We start from the raw sequence: 19,126 nt of genomic DNA, 5'->3' as shown, positions 1-19,126 counted from the left end.
TACCAACCGGCCGGGGCCGGCGGGAATCGGCGCGGCCGGGGCAGGGTTGTCCGTGCTGAGATCTCACCGCTGACGCTAGAGCAGCCATAGGAGGCGACGTTGCCGCAGGACACTCCCACACCGGTGGACTTCTGGTTCGACCCGCTGTGCCCCTGGGCGTGGATCACTTCGCGCTGGATCCTGGAGGTGGAGAAGCTCCGCCCGATCGAGGTGCGCTGGCATGTGATGAGCCTGGCCGTCCTCAACGAGGACAAGGACGTGCCGGAGGAGTACCGCAAGGGCCTCGCGCAGGCATGGGGGCCGGTGCGCGTGTGCATCGCCGCCGAGCAGAAGTACGGCCCCGACGTGCTGGGCAGGCTCTACACCGAGCTGGGCACGCGCCGCCACCACGAGAAGCAGCAGTTCGGCCGCGAGTACTTCGAGGCGGCGCTGACCGCGGCGGGCCTGGACCCGGCGCTCGCGGACGCCGCCGACTCGACCGCCTACGACGAGGCGGTGCGCGCGTCCCACCAGGACGGCATCGACCGCGTCGGCCAGGAGGTCGGCACGCCGGTGATCGAGGTCGAGGGCAGCGCGTTCTTCGGCCCGGTCGTGTCGCCGATCCCGCGCGGCGAGGCCGCCGCGAAGCTGTGGGACGGCGTGGTCGCGGTGGCCTCGACGGACGGGTTCTTCGAGCTCAAGCGCACCCGCACCCGGGAACCGATCTTCGACTGATCGGCCGTTCCGGTTGCCTCGCCGGTGCCCCTCCGCCAGACTCGGTGCTCCGAGAAAATGGCAACGGTTTTCATATCCGTTTAGGGGGCATTCGTGAAGGTTGCGTTCGTCGGCAAGGGCGGCAGCGGCAAGACCACCCTCTCGTCGCTGTTCGTCCGGCACCTCGCGCTGCGCGGGCTGCCGGTGGTCGCCATCGACGCCGACATCAACCAGCACCTCGGCGCGGCGCTCGGCATGGACGACGACCGGGCCGCCAAGATCCCGGCCCTGGGCGCCCACCTGGCCGAGATCAAGGAGTACCTGCGCGGCGACAACCCGCGCATCGGCTCCGCGTCCACCATGGTGAAGACGACCCCGGCGGGCACCGGGTCGCGGCTGCTGCGGCTGCGCGGCGACGACCCGGTGCACGCGCTGGGGCAGGAGGTGAACGGGGCGACGCTGCTGGTCACCGGCCCGTTCGAGGACGACGACCTCGGCGTGGCCTGCTACCACTCCAAGACCGGCGCGGTCGAGCTGTACCTCAACCACCTGCTGGACGGTCCCGGCGAGTACGTCGTCGTGGACATGACCGCGGGCGCCGACACCTTCGCCTCCGGGCTGTTCACCCGGTTCGACCTGATGTTCCTGGTCGCCGAGCCGACCCGGAAGGGCGTCGGCGTCTACCGCCAGTACGTCGAGTACGCCCGCGACTACGACGTCGCCATCCGGGTCGTCGGCAACAAGGTGCAGTCCGAGGACGACGTCGACTACCTGCGCGAGCACGTCGGGGACGACCTGCTGGTCTGGCTCGGCCAGTCCGCCGCCGTCCGGGCGATGGAGCAGGGGCGCTCCGGAGCGGTGCTGGAGGACGGCAACGAGGCCGCGCTCGGCCGGATGCTCGCCGAGGTCGACGCCCGGTCCAAGGACTGGGACGCGTTCCAGCGGCAGGCCGTCGAGTTCCACCTCAAGAACGCGCGGAGCTGGGCCAACCGGGCCACCGGCGAGGACCTCGCCGCGCAGGTCGACCCGGAGTTCCGGTTCCCCGTCGCCTACGCCGGGTGACGCGGGATCTACGCGCGGGCGACATCGGGCCTACCGGCGGGCGAGGTTGCGCACTACCCTGCCCGCCATGACGATGCGGCGGATGTTGATGACGTCGGGCGGCTCGCTGGTGCCCCTCGCCGTGCTGGCCCTGCTCGTCGGCAACCAATGGGTCGTCGACGGGATCAGCAAGAGCCGCTTCAGGCTCGACGAGGGCGTCGGCCCGCTGGTATCGCACCTGTTCTTCGTCGCCTGGCGCTTCACCCCGCCGCGCGGGCTGGACTGGCGCTTCGTCGTGGCGGACGACTTCACCACGCTGCTGCTCTTCGCCGTGGTGGCGGTCCTCGTGCTGGCCGCCGCCCGGACGATCGACCCCGAGCGCGGCGTGCTCGGCGCGCTGATCACCGGATGGTGGGCCGCGGTCGTCGCGGGCGGCATCGCCGGAGGCGTGTCCGGGCTGCTGCTGAAGTGGTCGTTCCGGTACTCCAGCGAGAGCGTGAGCCACAACTTCTTCGAGTCGCTCCAGGCGGGTGCGGCCTCCGGCCTGCTGTACGGATGGCTCGCGGGGGTCGGCGCGCTCGCGGGCTTCCTGCTCAGCCGTCCTCGAGGCCAGGCCGCCGCCCCGCAGCCGTTCGGGCAGTACGCGCCGCAGCAGCCTTACGGCGCGCCGCAGCCGTACGCTCCGCAGCAGGCCGCGCCCATGCAGCAGCCTTACGCTCAGCCGCCTTACGCGCAGCAGCCCTACGGCGGTCCGCAGCAGGGCATGCCGCAGGCCATGCAGCAGCCCATGGCGCAGCCCATGCAGCAGCCGTTGCCGGCGGCGCACGACCAGCCGGGCCTGCCGCCGCAGCATCCGGCCGCCGTCCCCTACGTGCCGCCGGCCCGCCCATCGCAGTCGCCGGGCTGGGACGGCGTGCCCGTCCCGCCGCAGCAGGGAGCCCCCGCGCCGGAGCAGGACGCCCCGGCCCCCGAGGCCGCCCCGCAGGCGTCCGAGACGACGGTGGAGCCGGTGGCCGGGCAGGACGCCCCGGAGCCGGAGGAGGGCGCCGTGCCCGACGACGCGCCGTCCCCTGAGGCGTCGACCAAGGACACGGAGGGAGAGGACGCCCAGGATGCCCAGTCCGACGAGGATGAGGACGAGGACGACCTGCGCCTGGCCGATCGGACGAGGGTCGACCGCAAGCCCGACCACCCCCGCGACCCGGACCCGCTGCCCCCGCCCATGTGATCCGCCCGTGTGAAAAGGGCCTCATGACCCGGGCGCGCACCGCCGGGCGCGGGCCTGCGAGAATCGGCCCATGCGCGTGTTTCTGGGAACCGACCATGCCGGCTTCGAGCTGAAGGAGCACCTGGTCACCTGGCTGAAGGCCAACGGGCACGAGCCCGTCGACTGCGGCGCGTTCGCGTACGACGCCGTGGACGACTACCCGCCGTTCGTGCTGCGGGCGGCCGAGCGGACGGCGGCGGAGCCGGGCGCGCTGGGCATCGTGATCGGCGGCTCCGGCAACGGCGAGGCGATCGCGGCCAACAAGGTCAAGGGCGTGCGGGCGGCGCTGGTGTGGAACGAGGACACCGCGACGCTGGCCCGCGAGCACAACGACGCGAACGTGATCAGCCTGGGCGCGCGGCAGCACGACCCGGACACCGCGACCCGGTTCGTGGAGCTGTTCCTGGGCACGCCGTACTCCGGTGAGGAGCGGCACACCCGCCGGATCACCATGCTGGGCGACTACGAGCGGACCGGTGAGCTGCCGCCGCTGCCCGACGAGGGCTGACGCTGCCCCGCGAGGGCTGACCTCCAGGAACACGCGCTCCCGTCCCGGCGCGCCTGTCGGCCCTTCCGGCGCGCCGGCCGCCGCCCCGGTGTGCGCTCGCCGGGGCGCGGCCTACACCTACAACTCGTTCTCCGGGACCTTCCGGGCGCCGCCGCGCTTGCCGAGGCGGCGCCGCTCGTTCTTGGCGGCCCGGGAGCGGCGGGCCGGTTCGGCGCGCCGGGAATCGCCGCGCTCGCCCGGATCGGCGCCGCCGGCCTGCGCGCCGGGCCGCCGGGCGGCGTCGGACGAGGGGTCCGGCCCGCCGTCCGGCCAGGGGCGCGAGATGTCCCGCGCCCGCATCGCCGCGTCCACGGTGATGCGCATTCCCGGCTGCCCCATATGCCGCCTCCCTCGCGTTTCCGAACATCGACCCAAAACGGTCCTACCCACCTCGGAGGGAACTGGATCGTTGCAAGGCGTCACCGGTCGCCCAGATGCCCGCCGGTCGTCCCGAATGCTCGATACAGTGCCGGAGAGATGCTTCAACGACTGGTGCAGCTGCTTCCGCCGCGGGTCCGCGCCTTCCTGCGCAGGATCCCGCCGCTCGTCGCCCTGTACCGGGCGCTGCGGCAGGGGCGGCTGACCAGGGAGCGGTACGTCTTCGCCGCGCTGGCCGTGGCGGCGATCGCGATCGGGATCGCGACGGCGGACGACACCCGCGGGCTCGCGCCGTCGGGCGCGCTGGTGCTGATCGTGCTGGGCGGCGGGCTGCTGCTGAGGGTGCGCAGCCTCGTCGCGCTGCTGTGCGTCGTCGTCGCGATGGTCTGCTACGACGCCTGGCGGCATGTCGCGGCGATCGGCCCCGGCATCGTCGCGACCCTGACGATCACGGCGGTGCTCGCGCTGACCCTCGCGCGGACCCGCCAGCAGCTCGGCGTGCAGGGGCTCCGCGGCGACTCGATGCTGCTGGAGCTGCGCGACCGGCTGCGGCGGCAGGGCGAGATGCCCGAGCTGCCGGAGGGCTGGGGCGCGCAGGTGGTGATGCTGCAGGCGGGCGGCTCCTCCTTCGGCGGCGACTTCGTGGTGTCGACCCTGGAGGGCGACACGCTGGAGGTCGCGCTGGTCGACGTGTCGGGGAAGGGGACGGACGCCGGCACCCGGGCGCTGATGCTGTCGGGGGCGTTCGGTGGATTGCTTGGATCGCTCCAACCTGACCGTTTCCTCCCGGCTTGTAACGTCTATCTCCAGAAGCAGCGCTGGGACGAGGGATTCGTCACGGCGGTGCACGTCGTCGTCGACCTCGCCACCGGCGACTACACGGTCGGGTCGGCCGGGCACCCGCCCGCCGTCCAGTTCGACGCGAGCAGCGGCGCCTGGCAGGTCAGCCCGGCCAAGGGCGTCGTCCTCGGCGTGGTGCCCGACCTGCACTGCGTCCCCGAGCACGGCAGGCTGCGGCCCGGCGACGCGCTGATGCTCTACACCGACGGCCTGGTCGAGTCGCCCGGCAGCGACCTCGACGCCGGGATCGACCGGCTGCTCGGCGAGGCCGAGCGGCTCGTCCCGCAGGGGTTCGGCAAGGGCGCGCGGGAACTGGTGGAGACGATGGCGGCCACCCGCGACGACGACTGCGCCCTCGTCCTCATCTGGCGCAAGTAGATCCCGGGCGCGGGCCGCGCGCCGCCGGGGCGGTGTCAGTGCGGCTTGTGCTTGCCCTTGCCCTTCGCCTGCTTGGCCTTGTGCTTCGGGGCCGGCTTCGGCGCGGACGCCCGCACCGGCGTCCGCTTGGACGGGCGGGGCGCCGCCCGTGCCTTCTTCGTCGGGTGGGCGGACGCCGCGGGCGTCGCCGCCGGCGTCGAGGCGTGCGGGTGCGGATTCCCCTTCCCCTGCGCCAGCCCGAGGATGACCGCGCCGACCAGGACGGTCCCCGCGGCGGCCCCGGCGGCGGCGAGCACCCGGGTGCGGTTGATCGACAGCGTGCCGGCGATGCCGATCGGGTTGAACGCCCGCGTATCGGTGGACACGCCGCCGTCGCCGCCCGGACCGGACGCCGGACCGGACGGCGCCGGACCGGACGGCACGGGCCGCACCGGGGCGGGCGCCCCGTCCGGAGCGGCCGCCGGCCAGTTGCCCGCCTGCGGCTGCTCCACGAGGGTGAGCAGCAGGTCCGGGGCGCTCGGCCGGTCGGCCGGATCGTGCGCCAGCGCGGAGCTCACGGCCGGGAGCAGCGGCTCCGGCAGCCCGGACAGGTCGGGCGGGGCGTCGGTGACGCGCAGCGCCTCCGGGTCGCCGCCGAACGGCATCCGGCCGGTGCCGGCGTGCGCGATCAGGCAGCCCCACGCGAAGATGTCGGCGGCCGGGGTCGCCGGGCCGCCGCGCAGCACCTCCGGCGCCATCCATCCGGGCGTGCCGAGGACCTTGCCGGTCGCCGCGGTGAGCCCGCCGGAGTCCTGGCTGCGCGCGATGCCGAAGTCGATGACCCGGCAGCCGGACAGCGTCAGCATCACGTTGGCGGGCTTGAGGTCGCGGTGCACCAGCCCCGCCGCGTGGATCGCGGCCAGCGCCGAGGCGACGCCGACCGCCACCCCGTGCAGGTCGGCGGGCGGCAGCGGCCCGCCCGTGCTGAGCCGCTGGTGCAGGGAGATCCCGCCGACGTAGTCGGTGACGAGGTAGGGGCGGCCGTCGTCCTCGCCGTGCGCGAGGACCCGCGCGGTGCAGAAGGACGCGACCCGGCTCGCCAGGTACGCCTCGTCCCGGAACCGGCGCCGGTACGACTCGTCCACGGCGAGGTGCGGATGGATGGTCTTCACCGCGACGCGCCCGCCGGACGCGGGATCGGTGCCGAGGTACACGGTGCCCATGCCGCCCGAGCCGAGCCGGCCCAGCAGCGTGTGCCCGCCGACCGTGCGCGGGTCCGCGGGCTCCAGCGGCCGAATGTCTCCGTCCATGGCGGTCTTCCCGACTCCCTTGCGTCTCCTGCGTCCGTCCATCCCCGTTCGTCGGAAGATTATGGCGCGTTCCCCCAGGAAGAACTGGAAACGTGATCGTCACGTCGATGTAGCGTCCAGTCCACAGGGGACGGTCAGAGTAGGACCTGTTCGACAGCAAGCCCGATCCCCGTCGGAATCCTCCTCGGCGCGCGGGCGGCGGGCGCGCTGGCGGCACCGAAGGCGATGCCCGCGCGGGCGGCACCCCAGGGGTGGGAGGCGCCGCCGGCGCGGGCATCGGCCATTCGCGGGCGAGGTTTCACCGGGCAACGGCTCGGTAACAACCTGTTCTGCGCACTCCTCCCGGGCGCTGGGACGCGGCGCCGCGCCGGGCGCCTCGCGACGGGGAGGGGGAGAGCGCCGGGGTGCGGGTTCTCGGGGTCAGGCTGTCGCCCTCCTGCTGGTCGGTGCGGGCCCGGGTCACCGCCGCCGCGACGCTGATGGTCGGCCTCGTCCTGGTGGCGGGCGTCGCCATCTTCTACACGCTCGTCCAGCGCACCGTGTACGGCGGCCTGCACCAGCGCGGCGGCCTCGTCGTCCGCGATCTGGCCTCGCTCGTGCGCGACACCGACCCGCGCGGCCTGCTGCGCGTGCAGGATCCGGACTTCTCGCTGCTGCAGGTCGTCGACCAGCACGGCCGCGTGGTCGCCTACAGCGATGCGCTGCGCGGGCGGCGGCCGCTGAAGGTGCCGCCCCCCGGCGTCGTGGGCCGCGCCGAGGACCACATCGTCCGCTCCGAGCACATCAACGCCGACGTCTACGTCGTCGAGGAGCGCATCCGGACGTCGTTCGGGTACCGGACCGTCTACGCGGCGGCGCCGCTGACCGAGCTGACCCGCAACAAGGGCGCCTTCATCGGCCTGCTCATCGGCGCGGTGCTGACCGGTACCGCGCTGGTCGCGTGGATCGTGGCGGGCGCGGTGCGGCGGGCGCTGCGGCCGGTGCGGGTGATGAGCGACGAGCTGGCGAACATCACCGGCGGCGAGCCCGGCCGGGTGTCCGTCCCGGACCCGGCCGACGAGGTGTCGGAGCTGGCGCAGTCGGTGAACCTGACGCTGCACCGGCTGGAGGCCCTCCTCGACCGGCAGCGCGGTTTCGTCGGGGACGTCTCGCACGAGCTGCGCAGCCCGCTGACCGGCCTGCGGATGCAGCTGGAGCTGGCGCTGCAGCATCCGGAGGACGAGGACTGGCCGACCGTGGCGCGGGCGGCGCTCGCGGACGCCGACCGGCTGCAGGGCATCGTCTCCGACCTGCTGATCCTGGCCAAGCTGGGCGCGGGCGTGCACGTCGAGCGGGAGCGGGTCGACTTCGCGGCGCTGGTGTGGGCGGAGGCGTCGCGGCGGGACCGGCGCGTCCCGGTGGAGATCGACGCGGCGGCGGACATCACCGTCCGCGCCACCCCCGAGCAGCTGGTCAGGCTGCTGACGAACCTGCTGGACAACGCCGAGCGGCACGCCCGGTCGCGGATCTGGGTGAGCGCGGCGCGGGACGGTCCGGACGCGGTGCTGGAGGTGCGCGACGACGGGTCGGGCATCCCGCCGGAGGACCGCGAGCGGATCTTCTGGCGGTTCCAACGGCTGGCCGAGGGGCGGCGCCGCGACAAGGGCGGCACCGGCCTCGGCCTGACCATTTCCCGCGACATCGCCCGCGCGCACGGCGGGACGCTCGTGGCCGCCGACGGCGACGGCGGCGCCCGGTTCGTCCTGCGGATCCCGGCGGAGGACGACTAGCGGCCCGCGCGGCCGATCAGGCGCCGTCAGCCCCGTCCGGCTCCGTCAGCCCGGTCAGGCCAGGGGCGGGCGGCGGCGCGCGTGCCCGGTGGCCTGCTCGAACGCGTGCCCGATCCGCAGGACGGCAAGGTCGGCGTGGTGAGGGCCGACGATCTGCAGGCCGACGGGCAGCCCGCCGGAGGTGAACCCGGCGGGCACCGACAGTGCGGGCGACCCGGTCGCCGACACCAGGAAGCAGGACCGCATCCATTCGAGGTAGTCGGGCATGGCCTGCCCCGCGACCTCGTCCGGGTACTCCAGGTCCGCGTCGAACGGCGGCACCTGGCTGACCGGCAGGAGCAGCGCGTCGTAGCGCTCGAAGAACGCGCGCACGCGGTGGAACAGCGCGGTGTGCAGCACCTCCGCGCGGCCGAGGTCGGCGGCGGTGAGGGCGCGCCCCTCCTCGATGTTGCGGGCGAGGGACGCCTTGACGTCGGCGCGGCGCTCGTCCAGCAGCGGGCCGAGCGCGATGTCCCAGTGCCAGGCGCGCAGCGTCCGGAACACCTCGTCGGCGCCGGTCAGGTCGGGGCACGCCTCCTCGACGGCGCAGCCGAGGTCCGCGAAGGCCTTCACGGCCGGTTCGAGGACGGCGGTGACGGCGGGGTCGACCGGGACCGTGCCGCCGAGGTCGGGCGACCACGCGAGCCGCACGCCCGCCATGTCCCGTTCGAGCGGGACGTCGAAGGCGGTGCCCGGGGTCTCCAGCGCGATGGGGCTGCGCGGGTCGGGTCCGGCGAGCACCGACAGCAGCAGCGCGGCGTCCGCGACCGACCGGGCCATCGGGCCCTGGACGCCCATCGTCGACCAGCCCGCCGGGACCGGCCACGACGGAACCCGGCCGGGGGAGGGGCGGAACCCGACCACGTTGCAGAACGACGCGGGATTGCGCAGCGAGCCGCCCATGTCGCTGCCGTCGGCGAGCGGATGCATCCCGCACGCCAGCGCCGCCGCCGCGCCGCCGCTGCTGCCGCCCGCGGACCGCGCGAGGTCGTAGGGGTTGCGGGTCAGGCCGAATACCGGGTTGAAGGTGTGCGATCCGGCGGCGAACTCCGGCACGTTCGTCTTGCCGAGCGTGATGACGCCGGCCGCCCGCATCCGCTCGACGACCAGCTCGTCCGCGTCCGGTACGTGGTCGGCGAAGATCGGCGACCCGGACGTGGTGCGGATCCCGGCGGTGGCGTGGGTGTCCTTGTGCGCGACGGGCAGCCCGTGCAACGGACCGGTGCCCGCACCGGACGCCAGCCGCTCGTCGGCGGCGCGGGCCTCGTCCATCGCCCGCTCGGCGGTGCGCGTGACGATGGCGTTGACGTGCGGGTTCGTGCGCTCGATCTGGTCGAGATGGGCCTGCACGACCTCCCGCGCGGACAGGTCGCGGTCGCGCAGGCGGCGGGCGAGGTCACGGGCCGAGGAGAAGCAGATCTCGTCGCGTTCGGACGGCAACGGCGTTTCCCTTCCCTTGCTGTGGCGCTTCCAGTGTCCACCCCCGGATGCCCGTCCGGCCGCGTCCGCGGTCATGATTCTGGTGGGACCGACGGAAGGAGCCCCGTGTCGGAACGGGTCGGGGCGCGCGAACTGCTGCGCCGCGTGCTGGACGAGGACGGCTGGACGTCCTGGGACGTCCCGCCCTCCGGGCAGCCGGAGCCGGGGACGCCGTACGCGGACGATCTCGCCGCCGCCCGCGACCGCGCCGGGACCGACGAGGCGGTCATCACCGGGGAGGGGCTGCTGCGCGGCCGGCGTGTCGCGTTCGTCGTGTCGGAGTTCCGGTTCCTCGCCGGTTCGATCGGGCTGGCCACCGCGGACCGGATCGTCGCGGCGGTCGAGCGCGCCACCGCCGAGGGCCTGCCGCTGCTCGCCGCGCCGTCCTCGGGCGGGACGCGGATGCAGGAGGGGACCGCCGCGTTCGTCCAGATGGCCCGGATCACCGCCGCCGTCATGGCGCACCGCGCGGCCGGCCTGCCCTACCTGGTCTACCTGCGGCATCCGACGACGGGCGGGGTGTTCGCGTCGTGGGGGTCCCTCGGCCATGTGACGGCCGCCGAACCCGGCGCGCTCATCGGGTTCCTGGGGCCGCGCGTCTACGAGGGCCTGTACGGGGAGCCGTTCCCGTCCGGCGTCCAGGTCGCCGAGAACCTGGCGGCCAAGGGGCTCGTGGACGCGGTCGTAGGGCTGGACGACCTCGCGGAGGTGGCGTCACGGGCGCTGTCGGTCCTGTGCGCGCGCCCGCCCCGCGAGGGCGGGCCGGCGCCCGGCGCCGCGCCCGCCGGCGACGACGCCTGGGACTCGATCGAGCGGTCGCGCCGTCCGGACCGTCCGGGCGTCCGGGAACTGCTCCGGTACGGCGCCGCCGACGTGACGCCGCTGTCGGGCACCGAGCAGGGGGAGGCGGGGCGCGGGCTGACGCTCGCGCTGGCCCGGTTCGGCGGCGCGCCGTGCGTGCTCGTCGGCCAGGACCGGCGCAGCCAGCGCGACGGGCATCCGCTCGGCCCCGCCGGCCTGCGGGTGGCGCGGCGCGGCATGCGGCTGGCCGACGAACTCGGGCTCCCGCTGGTCACCGTGGTGGACACGCCGGGCGCGGTGCTGTCCGCCGAGGCGGAGGAGGGCGGGCTCGCCGGCGAGATCGCCCGCTGCCTCGCCGACCTCGTCACCCTGCCGGCCCCGACGCTGTGCCTGCTGATGGGCGAGGGGACGGGCGGCGCCGCGCTGGCGCTGCTGCCCGCCGACCGGGTGCTGGCGGCGCGGCACGCGTGGCTGGCGCCGCTGCCGCCCGAGGGCGCGTCGGTGATCGTGCACCGGACGCCGTCGCGCGCCGCCGAGATGGCCGCGTCCCAGGGCGTCCGCTCCGCCGACCTGCTGCGCGACGGCCTGGTGGACGCGCTGGTCGACGAGCGTCCCGACGCCGCCGAGGAGCCGGAGGAGTTCTGCCGGCGCGCCGCCGCCGCGATCGAGCGGGAACTGTCCGGACTGGTCGCGGGCACGGCCGCGACCCGCCAGGCCCGGTACCGGCCGTCCCGCTGACCCCATGTCGTCTGAGCACACGCGATGCCGTCGAGACCGCCCCCGCCTGTACGCTCCTCGACGCCTACCTCGATCGCGTCGCCACCGCCTGACCGCCCGTCCGGCGGCGGCGGACGCGCGTGCGCGGCAGGTGGCGGGTGCCCCGGCGGCGCGGGATGGACGAGGCGAGGACCACGGCCAGCGCCCCCAGCGCGGCCACGGCGGCGATTGCGGCGAGGGCCCACGTGGCGGCCCGTTCGGCCCGGCACCTCCGGGCGGAGACCGGGTTCGGGGCGGCCGGGCGGCCGGGCTCGGTGTTGTCCGGCATGTCGATCGCTTTCCTGTCCTGAGGGATCCCCCTGACGCCCTCTTTGGCCACAGCATGTCATGAGACGACCACGCTGCGCATCGGTGTGAACCCTTACAGAGGCCCGGCGTGCGAAGCGTCACACAGCGGGATCCGGCGGGTCCAGGAGCCCGGCCCGGTGGGCGAGGATCGCCGCCTGCACCCGGTTGGCGAGCGCCAGCTTCGCCAGAATGCGGCTCACATGCGTCTTCACGGTCGCCTCGCTCATGTGGAGCGCGCCGGCGATGTCGGTGTTGGACAGCCCCCCGCCGACCGCGGCGAGGACCTCGCGCTCCCTGGGCGTCAGGGGGCGCAACCGGGCCTCGGCCTCCGAGCGTCCCGCGTCCGCGAAGCGTCGGAGGAGCCGGCGGGTCACTTTGGGGGAGAGCATCGCGTCGCCGCGCGCCGCGCTGCGGACGGCGGCCAGCATCTCCGGCGCCGACGCGTCCTTCAACAGGAAGCCGACGGCGCCGTACCGCAGAGCCGTGTGCACGTACTCGTCCAGATCGAACGTGGTCAGCACCACGACACGGTGGGCTCCGGCCAGCCGCTGCGTGGCGGTCAGGCCGTCGGCGCGGGGCATCCGGATGTCCATGAGGACGACGTCCGGACGGTGCGCCGCCGCCTCCCGGACGGCCGCGTGCCCGTCGGCCGCCTCGCCGACGACGGTGATGTCCGGCGCCGTCCCCATGATGGTGCGGAGCATCGCGCGCACCATCCACTCGTCGTCGACGATCAGGACGCGGATCACAGCGACACCCGCGCGGTGACGCGGTAGCCGCCGTCGGGCGTCGCGCGGGCGTCCAGCTTCCCGCCCAGCAGCCTGATCCGCTCGGCGATGCCGAGCAGGCCGTGACCGCCGCCCGGCAGCGCCGGGACGGGGGCGCGGCCGGGGCCGTTGGTCACCGACAGGCACAGGGCCTTCGGCGTCCGCCGCACGACGACGCTGCTCTCGGCGTCTCCGGCGTGCTTGCGGACGTTCGTCAACGCCTCCTGGACGACCCGGTAGACGGCGTGCCCCGCGAGCGCCGGGGCGGGGGAGCCCGGCTCCTCCGCCATCGTGAGCGCGACCCGCATGCCGGTCCGGCGGGAGTCCTCCACGAGGGCGGCGAGGTCGGCGAGGCCCGGCTGCGGGGCCAGCGGCGCGTCGCCGTCCGCGCGCAGGACCTGGACGAGCGAGCGGAGTTCGGTCAGGGCCTCGCGCCCGATGGCGCCGATCCGCCGGCCGATCGCGAGCGCGTCGCGTCCCTCGGCCGCCTCCAGGGCGGTGGCGTGCAGCACCATCAGCGACACCCGGTGCGTCACGACGTCGTGCATGTCCTGGGCGATCTGCGCGCGCTCGTCGCTGCGCGCCCGCAGGACGCGTTCGTGCTGCTCGCGTTCGGCCCGTTCGGCGCGCTCCCGGATGCCCGCGATCAGTTCGCGGTGCGCGCCGACGTACAGCCCGAGCAGCGCCGGGGCCAGGCAGATCGCGGCGGTGAGCGGCACGGCGGCGTCCGGGCCGCCGAGGCGCCAGATCGGGGCGCCGACCGCCACCGCGGCGGCGAGCGTGGCCGCCGCCGTCCGGAGCCGCGCGCGGACGTGTTCGGCGAACGCGTACTGCGCGACGACGACCACGACGAACGCGCCGAGCGTCAGCCAGGCCGCCAGCGCGACCGCGAGCAGGGGCCCGGGACGGCGCCGGTACAGCACCGCGGCCCCGGCCGCCGCGCCGACCGGGATCGAGAACCACAGCGGCGCGGCCCAGTCCAGGAAGGCGATCCGCTGGTCGCCGATCGACCGTCCGGCGCCCAGGTCACCGGTCGCGGTGCTCGCGGCGACGGCGGCGGCGAGCGCCGCGTCCGCCGCCCTTCGCCGGTCCATGCGAGCACGCTAACCCGGCGCGCGGGCGGCGGGCATCCATAGAAAGTTGTAGGCGGCGTCCGGCGGATCGCCGAGCGGGAAGGCGGGGAACGGCCGATGTGCCGGGCGGATGCGGGCGACCACTCTGGCCGCATGTCCACAGGAATGCCGGTGAAGGCCGGCCCGGCCGCCGGAGCCGCTCCGTCTCGTGATGTCAGGCGCAGCGCGCAGGCCGCCTTCGCCGTCTTCTGCGTCGTCGCCGCGGTACTCGTCCACACCAGTGACGAGACGTCCTATCCGGTCATCAAGGCCTGCGGCGCGGCGGGATACGCCGTGGCCGCCGTTGCCGTCGGAATCGCGGCGCGGGCGGGGGCCCGGCGCCCGCTGATCGCGTTGCATCTCGCGTGCGTCCCGGCGCAGTTCGTCGTCAGCTTCGGGGACGGTGTCGCGCCGCTGGCCGGCATGGCGGCCTCCGCGGTGATCGTCGCGCTGATGCGCCCTCGTTTCCCGCCGCTGAAACGCCGCGCGCGCCGCGTCTGGCTGTCACTGCACGTCGGCGTCAGCGTCGGCTGGCTCGGGCTGTCGGCGGGGATGACCACTCTCGCGGTCGCGGGCGCGACAGCGGACGGCCACGCCGTCCGGCACGGCGCGTACGAGCTGATGCACGTGTTCGACCTGGCGATCGTGATCCCGAGCGTGGTCATGGCGATCGCCACGGGCCTGGTCGTCTCGCTGGGCACGCAGTGGGGGCTGCTCAGGCACTGGTGGGTGCTGCTCAAGTTCGTCATCGCGCTGGTCATCCCGGTGATCGCGATGATCGAGAGCGGCTGGATCGAGGAGTTGCGGACCCGCACCGCCGACCCTGCGGGAGACCCCGGCGGGCTGGGGCTCGCGCTCGTGCTCTGCATGGTCCTCTATGCGGCGCTGCTGTGGGTCGCGGTCGTGCTGTCAGTGTTCAAGCCGGGCGGAAAGACCCGCTGGGCGGCCCGGGGCGGGCGGAGTCCCGGACCAGGGCGGTGAAGAGGGCCTGCCGGGACGGCTCGGACGCGGCAGTGCCCTCCGGGTGCCGCTCGGCGGCCTCAACGGCGCCGTCGGCGGTGGGGACGAGGGCGGCGGCCAGGGACGCGATCCCCTGATAGTTCCGCAGGACCCGTAAGCCGCGTCGCTGAATCCGGGGGGCCGGGCCTGCGCCGCGCGTAGGCCCGGACGTTCCCTTAGGAGAGCAGCGCTCCGGTGCGCCTGACGACCTGGCGGCAGAACACGCCCACGCCGTCCGGATCGTCGGTGAACTGCGACGGCTTGACGCAGAACGTCGTGAACCCCTAGGCGAACTGCCGGGATGCTCTCCAGCGCCGGTTCCAGCGGGGAGACCGAGTCGTCGGGGAACACCGAACGGCAGCCGCCGATTTATCCCCAGGCCGGCCGGTCCCGCCCGGCGGACGAGGCTGTCGAGAAGTCCGTGCAGGTGCTGCCCGCCGAACCACATGCGCAGGCCGTCCGGACGGTGGACGCGGGGCTCGAAGTACACAGCAGGTCCCAGATCACCAACTGCTCGTCGAGGATCGTCCCCCACTCGGTGAACGGGACGCCGAGCGCCGCGTACTCGCCCCGGCTCCAACTGACCGTCGGCTGGACGCCCCTCCGACAGGTAGGTCCAGCGTGCCGATGTCGCGGGCGAACGCAAGCGGGTGGCGGGGATTGCCCATCACGCCGCCCTCGCCCGCGTCGTGGCCGAGCACGGGCAGGCCGCGGCCGGTGGTCAGGAGCGCGGGCGGCGTCCCGAGCGGCGCGGGGGGAACGGCGACTCGGCCCGCAGCGCCTCCCGCCGCTCGTCGCCAGCCTCCTCCAGGTGCTCGACCACGGAGCGCAGCGTCTGCGCGAGCGTCCGGTTCTCGTCGCCGCTGAGCCGCTCCACCACGAACGCCTCCTCGGCGTTGAACGCCGGGAACAGCCCCCGCATCAGGTCCTGCCCCTTGCTGGTCAGCCGCAGCAGGACGAGCCGCCCGTCCGTCGCGTGCGAGCCGCGCTCGATCAGGCCGCGCCCCTGCAGCGTCTTGGCCACGCCGGTGAGCGTGCCCTTGGAGATGCCGGCCTCTTCGGCGACGTGCCGGGTCTCCATCTCGTCCCAGATCCACACGACCCACAGCACGACGAACGCGGTCCACGTCAGGTCCGCGCCGCGCAGCACCGAGCCCTCGAAGTGCTGCCGGATCGCGGCGGCGGCCCGGTAGATGTTGGAGACCGCCATCATCGCGTCGTGCCGCAGCGGCGCGTCGCCGAGCCGTCGCTGGATCGCCTGCTCGGTCTCTTGCAGTGTGTGGTGGCCGGTCACGTGCGTCCTCCCGGATGCGGCCCGGCGCCTCCGTGCGGGCCGACTGCGAAATCTACCCTCGCCCGGTGTCGTTTGAGCCCGTACGACCCATGTCGAGCGAATTCGTGCGGGCCAAACGACCTTCTGCCGGCGGGACCGCACCGGCACCGGACGCCGCCGCATCGGCGTCCCCGAGACCGGGTTCTTCGTCGTCGCCGCATCCGCGCCGCTGACCGTCGCCGCCGCCGGCCTGCCGACCTCCTTCGCCGTCACCGGCGTCGTCGGCATCCCACTGCCGTACGCGGTCCTCGCGGTGCTGCTCGCCGTCACCCCCCGCCGCCTACCAGCGCCTGGCCTGGCCCGGCCCCACGCCTACGCTCGCGTCGGCGACCCGGACGCTAAATTGGCCTGAAAACCAGCGCTCCGGGAGATGGCCCGTGACCGAGAATCCCCCCATCGACACCTCGGTTCCGCATTCGGCGCGGGTGTGGAACCACCTGCTCGGCGGAAAGGACAACTACGAGGTCGACCGGCAGGCTGCCGAGCAGTTCCGCGCCATGTTCCCCCAGATCGTCGACATCGCCCGGGCGGACCGCGCCTTCCTCCGCCGGGCCGTCCGCCACCTCGCCGGCGAGGCCGGAATCCGGCAGTTCCTCGACATCGGCGCAGGCCTCCCGACCATGGACAACACCCACGAGGTCGCGCAGCGGACAGCACCTGACGCGCGCATCGTCTACGTCGACAACGACCCCCTCGTCCTGGTGCACGCGGGGCGGCTGCTGACAAGCAGCGCCGAAGGCGCCTGCGACTACGTCCACGGCGACCTGCGGCAACCCGAGGCCATTCTCGAAAGGGCCGCGGCGACCATCGACTTCACCCGTCCCGTCGCCGTCATGCTGCTGGGCGTCGTCCATTTCATCGATGACGACGACGAGGTCCGACGCATTCTCACCCGCCTGCTGGGTGCAGTCCCCTCCGGCAGCCACCTGGCCATCACCCACGCAACCCTCGACTTCGACAAGGGCCACACCGCACAGGCCGAGGCCCAAGCGGACTGGAACGATAAGTCGGCCAATCCAATGGTGCCGCGTAGTCGGGATGCCATCGGGCAATTGTTCGACGGCTTGGAACTCCTGCCGCCTGGAATCGTCTCAATGTCCCGCTGGCGCCCGGAGCACCCAGGGGTCGCCGAAGTCCCTGGATATGGTGCCGTAGTCCGAAAGCCCTGACGCGCCGCGCTCTGGGGTTAGAGGTGCCGAGTCGTGGAGCGTTCTCTTCCTTGCGTCATCGGTGAGCCCACACAGCGGAGCGTGGCAGCGTCCCGGACACTGGTGGATCGGCTATTGATGTGCTGCCAGTGTAGGCAGTGGTGCGTTGGGCCTGATGCCTTAGGGGGTGGCGGTCTTCGGGCCGGCAACCGCAGGCGGGCATTCGGGGCGGGGAAGAGGGGCGTCGCTGGGCAAAGGGCATTGAGCGAGAGGCGGAACGGTGTTCGGGTGGTGGGGTGGCGCTGCGTACGGGGCCGCCTCTCAAAAGTCAAGGGCGCCTTCGGCGTCGCTTCGCGATGGACTTCGTCCACCCTTGACTTTCGAGCCTCTGCGGCCCCTAAGGCAGCGCTTTAGGGGCAGGCTCCGCCTGCCCCGCCCGGACGCGCCACCCCACCACCCCCTTCCGCACGCGTGCTCGCAAATCCCCACAAAATGGCGTTCCCGGGGCCCCGTAGAGGATGATCAGTATGCCGCGGGTATACCTAGCCATACCTTTTCTCGGAGCATCGAAATAAGGGTCCGTCGAGCCGACTTTTGTCGGCCACGTAGGGTATGCTTTACCTATGCAATCAGTGACGGTCGACCTGGAGACCGCGTCTATCATGCAATTGGTGGACGCGGTCTCGGTGATCGCTGCTGAACTCGCCCAGCGAGAAGCCCCGGAGTCGGCGGCGGCGTGTCTGGAACTCACCGAGACCTTGGCCGCTGCGGCTGATATTCAGGAAAGCGCACTCGCCGGTTTCATTCGCCGAGTCGATGCCACCGGTGAACAGAAACGGTGGGGATATCCCTCGACGCGGGCGTGGTTGCGGTCGCGGTTGGGGATGCGGGAGAACCGCACCACCGAACGCCTGGTCCTCGCCCGCCAGCGGCACCGCCTCCCCCAAGTCACCGAACGCCTCGCCACCGGGGACCTGTCCTACGGGTATGCGGCCACGGTCGCGCAGAGTGTGGCCCGCTTGGAGGACACCGACTGCGCCGAGGCCGAGACCACTCTGCTGGGATTGGTCGACCAAGGCTTCTCGGCGGCGAAGGTGGGGGTGTTCGGCCGCCGCATCTGCGACGTGATCGCCGAACGCGACGGCACCGACACCGCACCCGGCGAGGACGCCAAGCGCGGCTACGCCAAATCCTGGATCACTAGCACCGGGTCGCTGGATGGTGGCCGGTACATCAAGGGATGGTTGAACGCCGAAGACGCCGCCATCTGGGACGGCACGCTCGCGCCCTTGGCCAAGCCGGCCGGGCCCGGGGACACCCGCGACGTCGCCGAACGCACCGCCGCCGCCCTGTCCAGCGTCCTGTCCGGCGGGCACAAGGCCACCAGGGTCACCGTCATCTGCGACCTGGACACCCTCACCGGCGGCAACGCCCCGGCTCGTCTCACCGACGGGACACCGATCCCCGCCGCCCAGGCCCGCCGCATCGCCCTATCGGCAGGAGTGTCACCGCTGATCCTCGGGCGAGGGCACACGCCGCTGTATCTCGGCTACCGGGAGCGGTTCGCCAGCGCCGCCCAACGGCAGGTGCTGGAGACGCTGTACCCGACCTGCGCGGTACGGGAATGCGAGATCCCCGGGACGTTGTGCGAGGTCGACCACGTCAACGGCTGGGCCCTCGGACACTCACCCACCGACATCGATCAGCTCGCGCTGACCTGCGGGTGGCACAACCGGTTCAAACACACCAGCCCGAACCAGATCGGGATCAGTAAAGATTCCGACGGGCGGTACGTCTACCGGTTGCTGCCACCGCCGGGCGCCCGATCAAGATCCCGGACGGGTAGCGGGCCACCGGGCACGATCGGCCCACCCGACACCACCGCCAACTGGGCCGCGTAACCCGCCCCACCCCACTCCATCGGTTCGCCCGAATCCATCTCGGATCTCGGGCGAACCGGCATGCCCACACCGCCCCCGGCCCTCCGCCGCTCCACCGGACGCCCGCACTCGCAGCCCCACCGTTGCCTGGTCAGCCCTCGGCGTTCCGCCCGGCCGTCTCTTGGTCCGCTGGTTCGGGGGCGGTGGGGTGGCGCGACCAGGCGGGGCAGGCGGAGCCTGCCCCTAAAGCGCTGCCTCAGGGGCCGCAGAGGCTCCAAAGTCAAGGGTGGACGAAGTCCAT

The 19,126-nt window shown here is 73.5% G+C and carries 17 protein-coding genes; 10 read left to right on the top strand and 7 right to left on the bottom strand.

Annotated elements, in window-relative coordinates:
- The first annotated feature begins 99 nt into the window (after window positions 1–99).
- The 4 genes from ACA514_RS43865 to ACA514_RS43850 all read left to right on the top strand — a co-directional run bounded on the left by ACA514_RS43865 (window position 100) and on the right by ACA514_RS43850 (window position 3,509).
- A complete protein-coding gene (locus ACA514_RS43865) occupies window positions 100–714 on the top strand; it encodes a DsbA family protein (protein WP_375047408.1) in 615 nt (204 codons plus the stop codon).
- A gap of 93 nt (window positions 715–807) precedes the next feature.
- On the top strand, window positions 808–1,755 hold the full coding sequence (locus ACA514_RS43860; RefSeq protein WP_375047407.1) for an ATP-binding protein: 948 nt from the start codon (window positions 808–810) through the stop codon (window positions 1,753–1,755).
- A 67-nt stretch (window positions 1,756–1,822) separates the two neighbouring features.
- Window positions 1,823–2,962 carry a hypothetical protein gene (locus ACA514_RS43855; RefSeq protein WP_375047406.1) on the top strand — a complete coding sequence of 380 codons (1,140 nt, stop codon included), beginning with the start codon at window positions 1,823–1,825 and terminating at the stop codon, window positions 2,960–2,962.
- A 70-nt stretch (window positions 2,963–3,032) separates the two neighbouring features.
- Window positions 3,033–3,509 (top strand): ribose-5-phosphate isomerase, encoded by a 477-nt coding sequence (locus tag ACA514_RS43850; RefSeq protein WP_375047405.1) that lies wholly within the window; start codon window positions 3,033–3,035, stop codon window positions 3,507–3,509.
- Between the two features lie 117 nt (window positions 3,510–3,626).
- Here the strand turns inward: ACA514_RS43850 and ACA514_RS43845 are convergent, their stop codons facing one another.
- Entirely contained in the window at window positions 3,627–3,887 is a 261-nt protein-coding gene (locus tag ACA514_RS43845) for a hypothetical protein (RefSeq protein ID WP_375047404.1), read from the bottom strand.
- Window positions 3,888–4,025: 138 nt separating this feature from the next.
- Here ACA514_RS43845 and ACA514_RS43840 point away from each other — a divergent pair, with 138 nt between their 5' ends.
- Window positions 4,026–5,144, top strand: coding sequence for a PP2C family protein-serine/threonine phosphatase (locus ACA514_RS43840; protein WP_375047403.1), 1,119 nt, complete (start codon window positions 4,026–4,028; stop codon window positions 5,142–5,144).
- Window positions 5,145–5,179: 35 nt separating this feature from the next.
- Here ACA514_RS43840 and ACA514_RS43835 read toward each other — a convergent pair whose 3' ends face one another.
- A complete protein-coding gene (locus ACA514_RS43835; protein WP_375047402.1) occupies window positions 5,180–6,433 on the bottom strand; it encodes a serine/threonine-protein kinase in 1,254 nt (417 codons plus the stop codon).
- Between the two features lie 404 nt (window positions 6,434–6,837).
- On the opposite strand from ACA514_RS43835, the gene ACA514_RS43830 reads away from it, so the two are divergent.
- On the top strand, window positions 6,838–8,202 hold the full coding sequence (locus tag ACA514_RS43830; RefSeq protein ID WP_375047401.1) for an ATP-binding protein: 1,365 nt from the start codon (window positions 6,838–6,840) through the stop codon (window positions 8,200–8,202).
- Between the two features lie 54 nt (window positions 8,203–8,256).
- Here the strand turns inward: ACA514_RS43830 and ACA514_RS43825 are convergent, their stop codons facing one another.
- Entirely contained in the window at window positions 8,257–9,681 is a 1,425-nt protein-coding gene (locus tag ACA514_RS43825; RefSeq protein WP_375047400.1) for an amidase, read from the bottom strand.
- A 105-nt stretch (window positions 9,682–9,786) separates the two neighbouring features.
- Here ACA514_RS43825 and ACA514_RS43820 point away from each other — a divergent pair, with 105 nt between their 5' ends.
- Window positions 9,787–11,259, top strand: a complete 1,473-nt coding sequence (locus ACA514_RS43820) for a carboxyl transferase domain-containing protein (RefSeq protein WP_375047399.1) — start codon at window positions 9,787–9,789, stop codon at window positions 11,257–11,259.
- A 64-nt stretch (window positions 11,260–11,323) separates the two neighbouring features.
- On the opposite strand, the gene ACA514_RS43815 is transcribed toward ACA514_RS43820, so the two are convergent.
- From ACA514_RS43815 to ACA514_RS43805, 3 genes are all read right to left on the bottom strand, one after another.
- On the bottom strand, window positions 11,324–11,566 hold the full coding sequence (locus ACA514_RS43815) for a hypothetical protein (protein WP_375047398.1): 243 nt from the start codon (window positions 11,564–11,566) through the stop codon (window positions 11,324–11,326).
- A 118-nt stretch (window positions 11,567–11,684) separates the two neighbouring features.
- A complete protein-coding gene (locus ACA514_RS43810; RefSeq protein ID WP_375047397.1) occupies window positions 11,685–12,335 on the bottom strand; it encodes a response regulator in 651 nt (216 codons plus the stop codon).
- Window positions 12,332–13,447 carry a sensor histidine kinase gene (locus tag ACA514_RS43805; RefSeq protein WP_375047396.1) on the bottom strand — a complete coding sequence of 372 codons (1,116 nt, stop codon included), beginning with the start codon at window positions 13,445–13,447 and terminating at the stop codon, window positions 12,332–12,334. The genes ACA514_RS43810 and ACA514_RS43805 overlap by 4 nt, the downstream gene beginning before the upstream one ends.
- Before the next feature lie 132 nt (window positions 13,448–13,579).
- Here ACA514_RS43805 and ACA514_RS43800 point away from each other — a divergent pair, with 132 nt between their 5' ends.
- On the top strand, window positions 13,580–14,446 hold the full coding sequence (locus ACA514_RS43800; protein ID WP_375047395.1) for a hypothetical protein: 867 nt from the start codon (window positions 13,580–13,582) through the stop codon (window positions 14,444–14,446).
- A 739-nt stretch (window positions 14,447–15,185) separates the two neighbouring features.
- Here the strand turns inward: ACA514_RS43800 and ACA514_RS43795 are convergent.
- The gene (locus ACA514_RS43795) at window positions 15,186–15,758 is read right to left on the bottom strand and encodes a MarR family winged helix-turn-helix transcriptional regulator (RefSeq protein ID WP_375047394.1); all 573 of its coding nucleotides are present in this window, start codon (window positions 15,756–15,758) and stop codon (window positions 15,186–15,188) included.
- 416 nt (window positions 15,759–16,174) lie between these two features.
- Here ACA514_RS43795 and ACA514_RS43790 point away from each other — a divergent pair, with 416 nt between their 5' ends.
- Window positions 16,175–16,966: an SAM-dependent methyltransferase gene (locus tag ACA514_RS43790; RefSeq protein WP_375047393.1), complete on the top strand. Its 792-nt coding sequence runs from the start codon at window positions 16,175–16,177 to the stop codon at window positions 16,964–16,966.
- A 602-nt stretch (window positions 16,967–17,568) separates the two neighbouring features.
- Window positions 17,569–18,846: a DUF222 domain-containing protein gene (locus ACA514_RS43785; protein ID WP_375047392.1), complete on the top strand. Its 1,278-nt coding sequence runs from the start codon at window positions 17,569–17,571 to the stop codon at window positions 18,844–18,846.
- Window positions 18,847–19,126 lie beyond the last annotated feature (280 nt).

Origin of the sequence: Actinomadura sp. NTSP31 (assembly GCF_041951385.1) — a bacterium.
Lineage (GTDB): Bacteria > Actinomycetota > Actinomycetes > Streptosporangiales > Streptosporangiaceae > Spirillospora > Spirillospora napierensis.
The sequence above is the reverse complement of the archived record's forward strand: the minus strand, read 5'-3'. Positions and strand labels throughout refer to the sequence as shown.